This is a genomic window from Streptomyces sp. NPDC005435 (assembly GCF_040703155.1).
In the GTDB taxonomy this organism is placed as follows: Bacteria; Actinomycetota; Actinomycetes; order Streptomycetales; family Streptomycetaceae; genus Streptomyces.
The window spans coordinates 18,267-30,555 of the sequence record NZ_JBEXEQ010000008.1 but is presented as its reverse complement, the minus strand read 5'-3'; the positions used below and the strand labels follow the sequence as shown (position 1 = coordinate 30,555).

12 protein-coding genes and 1 pseudogene are annotated in these 12,289 nt (G+C 73.9%); 11 read left to right on the top strand and 2 right to left on the bottom strand.

Translation table 11 applies throughout. The features are described from left to right. Positions 1 to 187 precede the first annotated feature (187 nt). From AB0898_RS11905 to AB0898_RS11860, 10 genes and pseudogenes are all read left to right on the top strand, one after another. Positions 188 to 1,366 carry a radical SAM protein gene (locus tag AB0898_RS11905; RefSeq protein WP_366802746.1) on the top strand — a complete coding sequence of 393 codons (1,179 nt, stop codon included), beginning with the start codon at positions 188 to 190 and terminating at the stop codon, positions 1,364 to 1,366. Between the two features lie 103 nt (positions 1,367 to 1,469). Continuing rightward, the gene (locus AB0898_RS11900) at positions 1,470 to 1,859 is read left to right on the top strand and encodes a universal stress protein (RefSeq protein ID WP_366802745.1); all 390 of its coding nucleotides are present in this window, start codon (positions 1,470 to 1,472) and stop codon (positions 1,857 to 1,859) included. 111 nt (positions 1,860 to 1,970) lie between these two features. Continuing rightward, positions 1,971 to 2,516: an NUDIX domain-containing protein gene (locus AB0898_RS11895; RefSeq protein ID WP_366802744.1), complete on the top strand. Its 546-nt coding sequence runs from the start codon at positions 1,971 to 1,973 to the stop codon at positions 2,514 to 2,516. 160 nt (positions 2,517 to 2,676) lie between these two features. Beyond that, positions 2,677 to 3,510, top strand: coding sequence for a M55 family metallopeptidase (locus AB0898_RS11890; RefSeq protein WP_366802743.1), 834 nt, complete (start codon positions 2,677 to 2,679; stop codon positions 3,508 to 3,510). Next, positions 3,503 to 4,807 carry a M20/M25/M40 family metallo-hydrolase gene (locus AB0898_RS11885; protein WP_366802742.1) on the top strand — a complete coding sequence of 435 codons (1,305 nt, stop codon included), beginning with the start codon at positions 3,503 to 3,505 and terminating at the stop codon, positions 4,805 to 4,807. Before AB0898_RS11890 ends, AB0898_RS11885 begins: the two co-directional genes overlap by 8 nt. Before the next feature lie 4 nt (positions 4,808 to 4,811). Then, positions 4,812 to 6,776, top strand: a complete 1,965-nt coding sequence (locus AB0898_RS11880; RefSeq protein ID WP_366802741.1) for an LpqB family beta-propeller domain-containing protein — start codon at positions 4,812 to 4,814, stop codon at positions 6,774 to 6,776. Between the two features lie 11 nt (positions 6,777 to 6,787). Next, positions 6,788 to 7,711, top strand: coding sequence for an LD-carboxypeptidase (locus AB0898_RS11875; RefSeq protein WP_366802740.1), 924 nt, complete (start codon positions 6,788 to 6,790; stop codon positions 7,709 to 7,711). A gap of 38 nt (positions 7,712 to 7,749) precedes the next feature. Further along, a pseudogene (locus AB0898_RS11870) lies at positions 7,750 to 8,022 on the top strand (MerR family transcriptional regulator); the annotation flags it as partial. Positions 8,023 to 8,036: 14 nt separating this feature from the next. Then, entirely contained in the window at positions 8,037 to 8,213 is a 177-nt protein-coding gene (locus AB0898_RS11865; RefSeq protein WP_407078331.1) for a hypothetical protein, read from the top strand. A 16-nt stretch (positions 8,214 to 8,229) separates the two neighbouring features. After that, positions 8,230 to 8,781: a GNAT family protein gene (locus tag AB0898_RS11860; RefSeq protein ID WP_366802739.1), complete on the top strand. Its 552-nt coding sequence runs from the start codon at positions 8,230 to 8,232 to the stop codon at positions 8,779 to 8,781. A gap of 105 nt (positions 8,782 to 8,886) precedes the next feature. On the opposite strand, the gene AB0898_RS11855 is transcribed toward AB0898_RS11860, so the two are convergent. Then, positions 8,887 to 9,234, bottom strand: coding sequence for a VOC family protein (locus AB0898_RS11855; protein ID WP_366802738.1), 348 nt, complete (start codon positions 9,232 to 9,234; stop codon positions 8,887 to 8,889). Positions 9,235 to 9,465: 231 nt separating this feature from the next. Between AB0898_RS11855 and AB0898_RS11850 the strand changes: the two genes are divergently transcribed. Continuing rightward, entirely contained in the window at positions 9,466 to 11,310 is a 1,845-nt protein-coding gene (locus tag AB0898_RS11850; RefSeq protein ID WP_366802737.1) for a transketolase, read from the top strand. A gap of 28 nt (positions 11,311 to 11,338) precedes the next feature. On the opposite strand, the gene AB0898_RS11845 is transcribed toward AB0898_RS11850, so the two are convergent. After that, positions 11,339 to 12,166, bottom strand: a complete 828-nt coding sequence (locus tag AB0898_RS11845) for a class I SAM-dependent methyltransferase (protein ID WP_366802736.1) — start codon at positions 12,164 to 12,166, stop codon at positions 11,339 to 11,341. Positions 12,167 to 12,289: the final 123 nt, after the last annotated feature.

The following is a 12,289-nucleotide window of genomic DNA, read 5'->3' as shown; positions in this document are numbered from 1 at the left end:
GGAGGTATCCCGTGGACGAACGCGTCGACCTTCCTCAAGGCCGATCCCGTCGCCGTCGCTCGCGGCGGGGAGTGTTCCGGTGCCGGACCGGTCGTCGTCCGGCCGCCCGGATCGTCTGCCCTGACCGAGGGGCGGCCGGACAATACATGGGCGTCGGAGGGCCGGTCCGGTGAGCGGGGAACGGCCGGTGGCGCACGATCCGGCGGAGCGGCCGCTCGTCGTCGTGTGGGAGACGGGTGAGGGCGAAGGCGGGCCCCGGGAAGGCGAGTTGGACGCGGCCCAGGCCCGGGACCTGGTCCGGCAGGTCGCCGCCTTCGGGCGACCCGCCCCGCTGTTCGTCGTCTCCGGCGCCGACCCGTTCCGGCGGGACGACCTGCCCGCGCTGATCGACTACGGCGCCGGTCTCGGCGTACGGACCGCCCTCAGCCCGACCGGCGCGCCCGCACTCGGCGGGGACCAGCTGCGGGCCGTACGGGACGCGGGCGCCGTCGGGCTCGTCCTCGGCCTGGACGGGGCGACCCCTGAACTACACGACGCCGTAAGGGACTTGCCCGGTGCGTATCGACGGACCCTGGACACGTGGGACACCGCCCGCGCGCTCGGCGTGAAGGTACGGATCGACACCGCCGTCACCCGCCGCAACCTCCGCGGCCTGCCCGACATCGTCCGCCTGGCCCACCGGCGCGGCGCGGCCCTGTGGAGCGCCTGCTTTCCCGTGCCGACCCTGCCCGAACGCGGCGTGCGGGCCCTCACCGCCGGCGAGGTGGAGGACGTGCTCCACTTCGTCTACGACGCGGGGCTCGCCGTACCCGTCAAGACCACCGGCGCCCACCACTTCCGCCGTGTCGCCCTGCAACGGCGGATCCTCGCGGACCGGGGCGAGGACCATGCCGCCATACTCCGACTCGGGCCGCTCTACCGGGAGTTGCGCGACCGCGTCCCCCGCGCCCGGACGCGTCCACCGCTCGACGCCGACGCCGACACCGGCCGGGGTTTCGTGCACGTCTCGCCCACCGGCACCGTGCACCCCGGCGGCTGCCTCCCCCTCGACGCGGGCAACGTCCGCCGCGCGCCGCTCACTTCCCTCTACCGCACCTCCCCGCTCTTCACCGGTCTGCGCGCCGCCGGGATGCTGGGCGGGCGGTGCGGGGCGTGCGAGTTCCGCCGGGTGTGCGGGGGGTCCCGGTCGCGGGCGTACGGCGTCACGGGCGACCCGTACGCGGAGGAGCCCTGGTGCGCCTACCAGCCCGGCTCCTTCCCGTACCGGCGGGAGGTGGCGCGGGCGCTGGCCGCGCGGTACGCCCGCCCGCGCCCCGCGAAGCCACCGTTCGCCGCGCGGCGGGCGGCGGAGGAGCCGCCCCTGTGAACGCGCGCCGCCGGCACCCCCACGAGAGGAACACCATGCCCCGTCCCCCACGCTCACCGTCACCGCCCCGGAAACCGGTGAGTCGCCGCGCCCGCCCCGCTTCGTGGTCGGCTTCGACGGCTCGTACCCCGCCCGCGCCGCCCTCCGCTGGGCCGCACGACAGGCGCGCGAGCGGCGGGCCGTACTCGACATCGTGACGGTGTGGGAGGAGGGAGCCGCCAACATCCCTTTGGCCGAAGCCCCGTTGGACCTGGCCCGCGAACGCCTCGGAGCCGCCCTCACCACCCTGGTCCGCGAGCGCAACACCCCTCGCCGCATCGTCACCGCCCCTCTGCGCGGCCTTCCCGGCGAGGAGCTGGTGCGCCGCGCCGAGGACGCGGACCTGCTGATCCTCGGCAGCGGCGAAGACCCCGACGCCCCCGGCCCCCTCACCCGCCACTGCCTCCGCCGCAGCGCCACCCCGGTGGTGCTGGTCCCGGCGTCGTCCGCGTAGCGGAGGGGGCCCATCGGGGTGCCGTCGCGGCCGGGGCAGCCGGGAACGGTCGGGAACGGTCGGGTGCGCAAGCGCCCCCGGTCCCCGGTCGCGGCCCCGATACTGGCCGCCATGACGCCCACTCCCGAGCCCCCGCCGGCGCCCCGGTTCTCACGGATCAAGATCCGTACCGGGGCCCTCGTCTTCTGCGGTGACGAGGTCGCCCTCGTCCGCCGTGACCGCGCCGGTTCCACCCACTACACCCCGCCCGGCGGGAACGTGGAGCACGGCGAAGACCTTCGCGCGGCACTCGCCCGTGAACTGGCGGAGGAGCTCGGCCTCGACGTCGGCCGGGCGGAAGGGGGCGACCTGCTGTGGGTCGTCGACCAGCGGGTCAGCCGCCCGGGCCCGACCCCGCCGCCGCGCAAGCTGCACCTGATCCACCGCCTCCACATCACGCCGGACGTACGCGCCACGCTCGCCGAAGTGGAGCTGGACGAGCTGCCGGACGGCGGCAACGAGGTCGGCGTCATCGAGTGGGTCGACTACCGCGAGACCGCAGGACTGCCCCTCTTCCCGCCCATCGGCCCCGCCTTGGCCGCCCTGGCCCACCCCCGCGCCGTCGTGGGTGACGCCGCCCTGCCCGCCGTCACCGACGAGAACTACACCTGGGTGTGATCTCCCGGGATATTCCCCCGTCACATGTGCGCAGCCCCCGCATACACTCACGCTGCCCTCCGGCGCACCCGCCACGCTCGTGTGCTGCCGTGTCCCGACGTGGTCGTTGTCGACAATGGGGGCAGACGGGTGTGGTGAACGAGAGAGGGTGGAGCTGCGGGTGAAGATCCTCATCAGTGCGGACATGGAGGGCGCGACGGGTGTCACCTGGCCGGGTGATGTGCTGCCCGGGACGCCGCAGTGGGAGCGGTGCAGGGGGCTGTTCACGTCGGACGTGAACGCGGCGGCGGTCGGGTTCTTCGAGGGCGGTGCGGATCAGGTCCTCGTCAACGAGGCCCACTGGTCCATGCGGAACCTGCTCCTGGAGGACCTGGACGAGCGGGTCGAGATGCTCACCGGGCGGCACAAGTCGCTGTCCATGGTCGAGGGCGTGCAGCACGGGGACGTGGACGGGATCGCGTTCGTCGGGTACCACGCCGGGGCCGGCATGGAGGGCGTCCTCGCCCACACCTACCTCGCCAACCAGATCACCGGCGTCTGGCTGAACGACGTCCGGGCGAGCGAGGGGCTGCTCAACGCACACGTCGCCGCCGAGTACGGCGTTCCCGTCGTGCTCGTCACCGGGGACGACCTGGCCTGCGAGGACGCGCTCGGTTACGCGCCCGAGGCGCTGAAGGTCGCCGTCAAGGACCATGTGTCGCGGTACGCGGCGGTGTGCCGGACCCCGGCCCGCGCCGCCGCCGACATCCGCGCCGCCGCCAAGGAGGCCGCACGGCTCGCGGTCCGCCTGGAGCCGCAGAACACGGGCCCGTTCACCGTCGCCGTCGAGTTCGACGCCGAGCATCTGGCGATGGCCGTCACCGTCGTCCCCGGGGTCACACGGATCGGGGAGCGGAAGGTGGCGTACACCGCCGACACCATGTACGAGGGCATTCGCACGTTCAAGGCGGTCACCACGATCGCCTCGTCCGCCGTGGAGGAGCAGTATGGCTGACCAGCAGGCCCTGGACGAGGTCGTCGAGTTCACCTCGGGACTCATCCGGATCGACACCACCAACCGGGGCGGCGGGGACTGCCGCGAGCGGCCGGCCGCCGAGTACGCGGCCGAGCGGCTCGCCGGAGCCGGACTCGAGCCGGTGCTGCTGGAGCGGACACCCGGGCGGAGCAACGTGGTCGCCCGGATCGCGGGCACCGACCCGGGCGCCGACGCGCTCCTGCTGCACGGGCACCTCGACGTGGTGCCGGCCGAGGCCGCCGACTGGCAGGTGGACCCCTTCTCCGGCGAGGTCCGCGACGGCGTGGTGTGGGGGCGCGGCGCCGTCGACATGAAGAACATGGACGCGATGATCCTCGCGGTGGTGCGCTCCTGGGCCCGCGAGGGCGTACGGCCGCGCCGCGACATCGTGATCGCGTTCACCGCCGACGAGGAGGACAGCGCCGCCGACGGCGCCGGATTCCTCGCGGACACGCACCCGGAGCTGTTCGAGGGCTGTACGGAGGCCGTCGGGGAGTCCGGCGCGTTCACCTTCCACGACGGCACCGGACGCGAGATCTACCCCGTCGCGGCGGGCGAGCGCGGCACCGGCTGGCTGCGGCTCACCGCCGACGGCCGGGCCGGACACGGCTCCAAGGTGAACCGGGAGAACGCGGTGACCCGCGTCGCCGCCGCCGTCACCCGCATCGGCGAGTACGAGTGGCCGCTGCGCATCACGCCCACCGTCCGGGCCGCGCTCACCGAACTCGCCGCGCTCTACGGCCTGGAGGACGATCCGGACGACGCCGACCTGCTGCTCTCCAAGCTCGGCCCGGCCGCCAAGCTGGTCGAGGCGACCGTCCGCAACAGCGCCAACCCGACCATGCTGGACGCCGGTTACAAGGTCAACGTCATCCCGGGCGAGGCCACCGCCCACATCGACGGCCGTTTCCTCCCCGGCTACGAGGAGGAGTTCCGCGCCACCCTCGACCGCCTCACGGGCCCCGGCGTGGACTGGGACTTCGTGCACCACGGCGTCGCCCTGCACGCACCGGTGGACGCGCCGGTCTTCAGCCACATGCGCGCCGCCGTGGAGAAGTTCGCACCCGGCGCGCACGTCGTGCCGTACTGCATGTCCGGCGGCACCGACGCCAAGCAGTTCTCCCGGCTCGGCATCAAGGGCTACGGCTTCGCCCCGCTGCGCCTGCCCGAGGACTTCGACTACCAGGCGCTCTTCCACGGCGTGGACGAGCGGGTGCCCGTGGACGCGCTGCACTTCGGCGTCCGCGTACTGGACCATTTCCTGCGCACGGCCTGAACGGATGGGGGAGGACATGATCGAGCAGGCGTACGGTAGTTGGCCCTCGCCCGTGGACGCGGCCCTGGCCGCCGCGCACGACGGGCACCCGGAGTGGGCCGGGTTCGTCGGCGACGAGGTGTGGTGGACCGAGCCCCGGCCCGCCGAGGGAGGGCGCCGCACCCTCGTGCGGCGTACGGCCGACGGCACCGAGGAGACGGTGCTGCCCGCGCCGTGGAACGTCCGCAACCGCGTGATGGAATACGGCGGCCGCCCCTGGGACGCCGTATCCCGGGACGGCCAACCCCTGCTGGTCTTCGCGCACTTCGCGGACCAGCGGCTCTATCTCCACCAACCCGGCTCCGAACCGCGCCCGTTGACCCCGCTCTCTCCCGTCGGCGGCGGACTGCGCTGGGCCGAACCGCGCATCGACCTCGCCCGGGGTGAAGTCTGGTGCGTCCTGGAGGAGTTCACCGGCGAGGAACCGGGCGCCCTGCGCCGCGTCCTGGCGGCCGTACCGCTGGACGGCTTGGCCGCCGAGGATCGTACCGCCGTACGCGAACTCGCCCCGGAGCGGCACCGGTTCGTCACCGGGCCGCGCCTGTCGCCGGACGGGCGGCGGGCCGCGTGGCTCGGCTGGGACCACCCCCGGATGCCGTGGGAGGGCACCGAACTCCTCGTCGCGGAGGTCGGGGACGACGGAACGCTGGGCGAGCCCGACGTCGTCGCGGGCGGCACCGAGGAGTCCGTGACCCAGGTCGAATGGTCCGCCGACGGGCGGCTGTTGTACGCCAGTGACCGCGACGGCTGGTGGAACCTCTACCGGGACGGCACCCCGCTCTGCCCGCGCGCCGAGGAATTCGGCGGCCCGCTCTGGAAGGTGGGCCTGCGCTGGTTCGCGCCGCTGGACAGCGGGCTGATCGCCGTCCTGCACGGGCGCGGCGCCGCCGTGCTCGGGATACTCGACCCCGAGTCCGGCGAGGTGGCCGACGCCGCCGGACCCTGGACCGAGTACGCCCCGACGCTCGCCGCGCACGGCGCCCGAGTCGTCGCGGTCGGCGCGAGTCCGCGCAGCGGGTACGAGGTGATCGAACTGGACACGGTCACCGGACGCGCCCGCACCGTCGGCGCCCGCCATCAGGACCCCGTGGACCCCGCCTACTACCCCGACCCGCGGGTCCGCGTCTTCACCGGACCCGGTGGCCGCGAGGTGCACGCCCACGTGTATCCGCCGCACCACCCCGAACACAGCGCCCCCGAAGGCGAGTTGCCGCCGTATGTGATCTGGGCGCACGGCGGTCCGACCAGCCGGGTGCCGCTCGTCCTCGACCTCGCCATCGCCTACTTCACCTCGCGTGGCATCGGCGTCGCCGAGGTCAACTACGGCGGCTCCACGGGTTATGGCCGCGCCTACCGCGAGCGGCTGCGCGAGCAGTGGGGCGTGGTCGACGTGGAGGACTGCGCGGCCGTCGCCCTCGGCCTCGCCGAGGAGGGCACCGCCGACCGGGACCGGCTCGCGATCCGGGGCGGCAGCGCGGGCGGCTGGACCGCCGCCGCCTCCCTGACCGGCACCGACGTCTACGCCTGCGGCACGATCAGCTACCCCGTCCTCGACCTCACCACCTGGGGCCCCGGCGACACCCACGACTTCGAGTCGCACTACCTGGAGTCGCTGGTCGGACCACGCCAGGAGGTGCCCGAACGGTACGCCGAGCGCTCGCCCGTCACCCACGCCGACCGGCTCACCGCCCCGTTCCTGCTGCTCCAGGGCCTGGACGACGTGATCTGCCCGCCCGTCCAGTGCGACCGCCTCCTCGCCAGGGTCGCAGGCCGGGGCGTCCCGCACGCCTACCTCACCTTCGAGGGCGAGGGACACGGCTTCCGCCGCGCCGACACGCTCGTCCGCGCCCTGGAGGCCGAACTCTCCCTGTACGCCCAGGTGTTCGGGCTGGATGTGGTGGACGTACCGAAGCTGGAGCTGGACACGTGAGAGAACCGGTCGTGAGAGAACTGACGCGCCCCTTCCGGCTCGCCCCCGGAGCCCGGGTCGCCGTGGTCGCGCCCAGCGGGCCGGTGCCCGGCGAACGGCTCCGCGCCGGTCTCGACGTGCTGCGCGACTGGGGCCTGGAACCCGTCGTCGCACCCCATGTCCTGGACCGGCACGGCGAGTTCGCCTACCTCGCGGGCACCGACGCCGACCGCGCCGACGACTTCCAGCGGGCCTGGTGCGACCCCACCGTGGACGCCGTGCTCTGCGCACGCGGCGGCTACGGGGTCCAGCGCATGGTCGATCTGCTCGACTGGGAGGCGATGCGGGCGGCCGGGCCGAAGGTGTTCGTCGGCTTCAGCGACATCACCGCGCTGCACGAGGCCATCGCGACCCGGCTCGGCCTGGTCACCCTGCACGGCCCGATGGCGGCCGGGATCGACTTCATCGGCAGCGAGCGGGCCCGCGAACACCTGCGGCTCACCCTGCTCGCCCCGGAGAAGGTCCAGGTCATCGCCTCGGGTGGCGGCGCCCTGGTGCCTGGCCGGGCCTGGGGCGTCACCCTCGGCGGCTGTCTCTCCCTGCTCGCCGCCGAACTGGGCACCCCGCACGCCCGCCCCTCCGCGCACGGCGGCCTGCTCTGCCTGGAGGACGTGGGCGAGGAGACGTACCGCCTCGACCGCTACCTCACCCAACTCCTGCGCTCCGGCTGGCTGGAGGGGGTGCGCGGGGTGCTGCTCGGCTCCTGGGACAAGTGCGACCCGTACGAGCGGGTGCGCCCCTTGCTGGCCGACCGGCTCGGCGCCCTCGGGGTGCCCGTGGCCGAGGAGTTCGGGTTCGGGCACTGCGCGGACGCGCTGACGGTGCCGTTCGGGGTGACCGCCGAACTCGACGCGGACCGGGGCACCCTGACCCTGGAGGAGCCGGCGCTGCGGTGAGTTGACCTTGTCGCGGCGTCAACGTTCTTACTGGCCGTATGCGCATCGGAGAGATCGCCGCGCCCGTCGGAGTCACCACACGAGCCGTGCGGCACGCCGTGCTGCCGGCGCGGGTCCGCAGGCTGACCGGGCTGGGGCTGTCGCTGGACGAGGTGCGGGACGTCCTCGCGGACGACGCGGGGCGCGAACTGGCGGAGGTGCTCGGGGAGTTGGATGCCGGCCTGGCCCGGCAGAAGCAGGAGATCCGGCGCCGCCGCCAGGTCCCCGAAGGCGCCCTCCCCGTCCCCTGCGCCGAGCCCCAGCCGGAATCGTGCTGGACCTCTCGGTGGGCGGCCAGACCGCGGTGACGGTGGAACTGGCCGAACCGCTGCCGTACGTACGCCCGTTGGGCGCGCAGGGCGTCGTACGCACCCTCAGATTCCACGCGGACGATCCGCGCGCGCCGGTCCTCGCCCTCACCCGTGACCACGCGGCCGGCCCGGTCGAAGGGCACCGCGACTGAGGCTTACGCTGGGCCGATGCCGCACACGTCGAGTCACTACGCAGCCGAGGGCCCCCGCGTCGCCGTCCGGCGGTTCCGGATGGAGGACGGCGAGGAGTTCGTCCGGCGGGTGCGGGAGAGCGAGGATCTGCACGGGCCGTGGCTGGTCATGCCCGACAGCGAGGCGGCCTACGCGGAGTACGCTTCACGGTTGACCGGCAGCCCGGCGCGGGCCGGATTCCTGGTCTGCGAGAAGGACTCCGGGGACATCGCCGGGTTCATCAACATCAACAACATCGTGCGGGGCGGCTTCCAGTGCGGCGCCCTCGGCTACGGCGCCTTCGCGCACGCCGCCGGGCGCGGACTGATGCGCGAGGCGCTGGAGCTGGTGATCGGGTACGCCTTCGGGCCGCTCGGACTGCACCGGCTGGAGATCAACGTGCAGCCCGGCAACACCGCGTCGATCGCGCTCGCGCGGGGCGCGGGCTTCCGGCTCGAGGGCTTCTCGCCGAAGATGATCCAGGTCGACGGCGAGTGGCGCGACCACGAACGCTGGGCGCTGACGGCCGAGATGCGCGCCGGCGGCTGACACCGGCGCCCGCACCCCGCCCGCGCGTACCGCTCAGCCCCCGCCCGCGCGTACCGCTCAGCCCCCGCCCGCGCGTACCGCTCACCCCGCGTCCGCGCGTACCGCTCAGCCCGGCTGGTCCACGTACTCGAAGACCGAGCCGTCCGGGTGCACCGCGAGCAGGTTCCGGCCCGCCGGGGTGGACAGCGGACCCGCGACCACGCGCGCGCCCAGCTCCGTGAGCTGCCGGTGCGCCTCGTCCACGTCCTTCACCGCGATGGTCGCCGTCACCTTGCGCAGTACCTCCAGCTCGGCCTCCGGCCCGCTCATCAGCAGGAACGAGCCGATCGCCGCGGCCTGCACCCCGCCACGCCCGAACCGGTGCGCCCGGGCGCCCGTCAGCCGCTCGTAGAACGGGATCGTGGTGTCGAGGTCGTCGACGCAGATGCGCAGGGTCGCGCCCAGAATCTCCATACGGACGAGCCTAGTTGGGACGGCCCGGCCCGCACAGGCCGTCGTTCGCGCCGGCCGGCGGGGGAGCGGCCGTCACCCGGATGGCCCGCCCGGCGTTTGCCCGGCGCGCCTCCGGATACGCGGAGGAGGTCGGACGGGCCGCACCACCCTGCGCTCACGCACGGTGACCGTGGGCGGCGGCCCCGGCCCCGGACGCCGTCCGACCGTCTCGGACCCCACGGAAGGAGACCCATGAACACCGCAGAACTCGCCGAACTCGGACAGCAGTTGCGCGTGGACAGCGTGCGGGCCGCCCAGGCCGCGAACTCCGGTCACCCGACCTCGTCCATGTCGGCGGCGGACCTGATGGCCGTCCTGCTCGCGAACCACCTTCGCTACGACTTCGAGCGCCCGGACAACCCCGCCAACGACCACTTCGTCCTTTCCAAGGGGCACGCCTCCCCGCTGCTGTACTCCGCGTACAAGGCCGCCGGCGCCATCGACGACGGCGAGCTGCTCACCTTCCGCAAGCTCGGCAGCCGCCTGGAGGGCCACCCGACCCCGCGCCGGCTGCCCTGGGTGGAGACCGCCACCGGCTCGCTCGGCCAGGGCCTGCCCGTGGGCGTCGGCATCGCGCTCGCGGCCGAGCGCCTGGACCACTCCGACAGCCGGGTGTGGGTGCTGTGCGGGGACAGCGAGATGGCCGAGGGCTCGGTGTGGGAGGCCGCGGAGACCGCCGCGTACGAGCACCTGGACAACCTGACCGTCATCGTGGACGTGAACCGGCTCGGCCAGCGCGGCCCGACCCGGCACGGCCACGACCTGGACGCCTACGCCCGCCGCTTCCAGGGCTTCGGCTGGCACACCGTCGAGGTCGACGGCCACGACGTGGACGCCGTCGACCGCGCCTACGGCGAGGCCCTGTCGACCACCGGACAGCCCACCGCGATCCTCGCCCGCACGCTGAAGGGCAAGGGCGTCGCCGCCGTAGAGGACCGCGAGGGCCAGCACGGCAAGCCGCTGCCCGACGCCGACGAGGCGATCGAGGAGCTGGGCGGCCGCCGCGACGCGCGCGTCCACGTCGCCGAGCCGCCCACCGGCACCCCGCGCCGCACCGCCACCGAGCCGCTGAGCCTGCCGCGCTGGGACGTCGGCGACGAGGTCGCCACCCGGGACGCCTTCGGCGGGGCCCTCGCCGCGCTCGGCACCGCCCGCGGCGACGTGGTCGTCCTGGACGGCGAGGTGGGCGACTCCACCCGCACCGAGCAGTTCGGCAAGGAACACCCCGACCGCTTCTTCGAGACGTACATCGCGGAACAGCAGATGGTCGCCTCCGCCGTCGGCATCGCCTCGCGCGGCTGGCTGCCCTACGCCTCCACCTTCGCGGCCTTCTTCACCCGCGCCTACGATTTCGTGCGCATGGCCGCGATCAGCGGCTCCGGCATCAACCTGGTCGGCTCGCACGCGGGCGTCGCCATCGGCGAGGACGGGCCCTCCCAGATGGGCCTGGAGGACCTCGCGATGTTCCGCTCCGTCTACGGCTCCACGGTCCTCTACTCGTGCGACGCCAACCAGACCGCCAAACTCACCGCGGCCATGGCCGACTTGAAGGACATCCGCTATCTGCGCACCTCGCGCGGCAAGACACCGGTGATCTACGGCCCCGACGAGGAGTTCCCGATCGGCGGCAGCAAGGTGCTGCGCTCCAGCGCCGAGGACCGGCTCACCATCGTCGCCGCCGGGGTCACCGTGCCCGAGGCGCTGACGGCCGCCGACCGGCTCGCGCGGGACGGCATCCGGGTCCGGGTCATCGACCTGTACTCGGTCAAGCCGGTCGACGTGGAGACGCTGCGCCGCGCCGCCGAGGACACCGGCTGCCTGGTGACCGTGGAGGACCACCACGAGGAGGGCGGCATCGGGGACGCCGTCGTGGAGGCCTTCACCGACGGGCGCCCGGTGCCCCGCCTGGTCCGGCTCGCGGTGCGCACGATGCCGGGCTCCGCGAAGCCCGAGGAGCAGCTGCACGCGGCCGGGATCGACGCCGCGAACATCACGGCCACGGCGAAGCTGCTGGTGGAGGAGGCGATGGTGAGCTGAGGGCGTGCCGAGCGGGGGACGGCCGGCTTCAGTCCCGGCCTTCCTTCCTGCACAGGATCTCCCCGTGCAGGACCGCGAACCAGCCGTCCTCCTGCCGCCCCCACTCCCGCCACGCCTCCGACACCGCCCGCAGCTCCCCGGCGCTCGCGTGCCCGCCCCCGACGGCGCGGTCCGCGTACGCCGAGGCCAGCGTGCGGTCGGCCCACAGGCCGCTCCACCAGGCCCTTTCCTCTTCCGTCGCGAACGTCCAGGTGCTGGAGGAGGCCGTGACGTCCCGCAGCCCGGCCTCCAGCGCCCAGCTCTTCAGCCGCCGCCCGGCGTCCGGCTCGCCGCCGTTGTCCCGGGCGACCCGCTCGTACAGGTCCAGCCACTCGTCCAGGCCGTCCACCGCCGGGTACCAGGTCATGGCCGCGTAGTCCGCGTCGCGCACCGCGACGATCCCGCCCGGCCGGGTCACCCGCGCCATCTCGCGCAGCGCCCGCACCGGGTCGCCCACGTGCTGGAGCACCTGGTGGGCGTGGACCACGCAGAAGGTGTCGTCCGGGAAGTCCAGGGCGTGTACGTCGCCCACGGCGAAGTCGACGTTGTCCAGGCCGCGTTCGGCCGCCGTCGCGCGGGCCTGTTCCAGGATTCCGGGTGCGCGGTCGAGACCGGTCACCCGGCCGTCCGGGACCAGGGCGGCCAGGTCGGCGGTGATGGTGCCCGGACCGCAGCCGATGTCCAGGACCTTCATGTGCGGCTTGAGCGAACTCAGCAGATACGCGGCCGAGTTGGCGGCCGTACGCCAGGTGTGCGAGCGCAGCACGGACTCGTGGTGCCCGTGCGTGTAGACGGCGGTCTCCCGCGGTTTCGGCATGGCCGGATCTCCCTCACCGCTCGACGGTCCGGCCACGGGGCCGCTGCGGACACCGTGGCCGTGCTGGACCGAACGCTACGCCTGAGCGCCGTATCGTGAGACCCGTGTTTCGCGATACGGACT

What these genes read in the sequence shown, in the direction of transcription:
- AB0898_RS11880 (WP_366802741.1), top strand. Translation starts at nt 4,812, where the DNA reads ATGGGGGAGGACATGATCGAGCAGGCGTACGGTAGTTGGCCCTCGCCC.
- AB0898_RS11860 (WP_366802739.1), top strand. Translation starts at nt 8,230, where the DNA reads ATGCCGCACACGTCGAGTCACTACGCAGCCGAGGGCCCCCGCGTCGCC.
- AB0898_RS11845 (WP_366802736.1), bottom strand. Translation starts at nt 12,166, where the DNA reads ATGCCGAAACCGCGGGAGACCGCCGTCTACACGCACGGGCACCACGAG.
- AB0898_RS11895 (WP_366802744.1), top strand. Translation starts at nt 1,971, where the DNA reads ATGACGCCCACTCCCGAGCCCCCGCCGGCGCCCCGGTTCTCACGGATC.
- AB0898_RS11885 (WP_366802742.1), top strand. Translation starts at nt 3,503, where the DNA reads ATGGCTGACCAGCAGGCCCTGGACGAGGTCGTCGAGTTCACCTCGGGA.
- AB0898_RS11850 (WP_366802737.1), top strand. Translation starts at nt 9,466, where the DNA reads ATGAACACCGCAGAACTCGCCGAACTCGGACAGCAGTTGCGCGTGGAC.
- AB0898_RS11855 (WP_366802738.1), bottom strand. Translation starts at nt 9,234, where the DNA reads ATGGAGATTCTGGGCGCGACCCTGCGCATCTGCGTCGACGACCTCGAC.